General features: G+C 72.8%; 1 protein-coding gene. It reads left to right on the top strand.

The window, feature by feature from the left end:
* Positions 1-1,986 (top strand): condensation domain-containing protein (locus ACFU6K_RS37870; RefSeq protein WP_380671030.1); only part of this gene is annotated, 1,986 nt, incomplete at both ends.

The raw sequence follows: 1,986 nt of genomic DNA, 5'->3' as shown, positions 1-1,986 counted from the left end.
GGCCCGGCCGGCTCGCGCCTGTACCGCAGTGGCGACCTGGCCCGCCGGCTGGCCGACGGCACCCTGGAATCGCTCGGCCGCATCGACGGCCAGGTGAAGATCCGCGGCTACCGCATCGAGCTCGGCGAGATCGAGACCGCGCTGCGCGCCCACCCGAGCGTCGGCAGCGCCGCCGTGATCGCCCGCACCTCCGAGGACGGCGAGAAGGTCCTGGTCGCCTACGTGGTCCCGGCCAAGGAGAGCGGATCGGACGCCGCCGACCTGCGGGCCCACCTGCGCGGTTCGCTGCCGGACTACATGGTCCCGGCCGCCTACGTCGCGGTCCAGGCGATCCCGCTGACCCCCAACGGCAAGCTCGACCACCGCGCGCTGCCGGCGCCGGACCGCTCGGCGTTCGCGGCCTCGCGGCACGTGGCGCCGCGTACTCCGGTGGAGGAGCGCTTCGCCGAGGTGTGGGGTGAGGTGCTGGGCCTGGAGAAGGTCAGCGTCGAGGACAGCTTCTTCGACCTCGGCGGCGACTCCATCCGTGCCGTCCGCCTGGTCGGCGCGCTGCGCACCGCCGGGTACGACGTCTCCATCCGCGACGTGTTCCAGGCGCGTACCATCGCCGCGATGGCGGCCGGCCTCGCCGGCCAGGCCACCGACGGGTCGCTGGTCACCGCCGTGGAGCCGTTCGCGCTGATCGGCGACGAGGACCGGGCCGCGCTGCCCGAGGGCGTCGTGGACGCCTACCCGCTGTCGCAGGTGCAGACGGGCATGCTGGTCGAGATGCTGGCCGCCCAGGAGCGCGGCGAGTCGGCCTACCACAACATCAACTCCTTCCGGATCCCGGACGAGCAGGCCTTCTCCCCGGAGGCGCTGCGCGAAGCCGTGGCCGTGCTGTCGCAGCGGCACGAACTGCTGCGCACCTCCGTGGCTCTCAGCGGCTACTCCCAGCCGCTCCAGCTGGTCCACGCCGAGGCCGAGTTCGCGTTCACCGTCCACGACTGGCGCGGACTGGACGAGCAGCAGCGCGAGGAGCGCGGCCGTGCGTTCGCCGAGCAGGACCGGGCCGAGGGCTTCGACCTGGCCGTGGCGCCGCTGATGCGGCTCGCCGTCCACCTGGAGTCGGACGAGGCCTGGCGGCTGACCCTCAGCCACTGCCACGCGGTGACCGAGGGCTGGACGGTCAACAGCCTCCTCATGGAGCTGCTGGCGTCCTACCGGGAGCTGCGCGACGGCCGTGAGCTGCCCGCCTACGAGGCGCCGTCGGTCCGCTACGCGGACTTCATCGCGGCCGAGCTGGAGTCGCTGGCCTCCGAGCAGGACCGCGCCTTCTGGCAGGACGTCGTCGCCGGCCACGCCCCGGCCCAGATCCCGGCCACCTGGGCCGACGACACCGGCCTGGCGGCCGAGCGGCACTGGGCCCACACCTCCTTCGCCGACCTGACGGAGGAGCTGCGGGAGCTGGCTGCCCGGACGCGTACGTCGCTGAAGAGTGTGCTGCTGGCCGCGCACCTGAAGGTGCTGGGTTCGCTGACCTCGGAGGAGGCCTTCCACACCGGTGTGGTCTACCACGGGCGTCTGGAGGCGCCGGGTGCGGAGCGGGTGCTCGGTATGCACCTGAACACCCTGCCGTTCCCGGCGCAGCGCGCCTCGGGCACCTGGCGTGAGGTGGTGGAGCAGGTCTACGCCCGTGAGTCGGAGATCTGGGCCCACCGCCGCTACCCGCTGCCCGCCATCCAGCACGACAGCGGCACCGGCGAGCGCCTGGTCACCACCCTGTTCGACTTCCAGGACTTCCACCAGGTCGACGCCGGCACCGTGGACACCGCGTCCAGCCTGGACACCGGCAGCAACGAGTTCGGCCTGACCGTGATCGCCACGCACGAGCGCGTCAACCTGGCCGCCTCCACCGAGGTGCTGAGCGGGCGGAACCTGGCGCGGCTGGCGGAGATGTACCGGCTGGTGCTGGAGGCGATGGTCGCGGACTTCGACGGGGACGCC

The sequence above is a fragment of the Kitasatospora sp. NPDC057512 genome, from assembly GCF_042802135.1.
Lineage (GTDB): Bacteria > Actinomycetota > Actinomycetes > Streptomycetales > Streptomycetaceae > Kitasatospora.
This window is presented reverse-complemented; position numbering and strand designations above follow the sequence as displayed.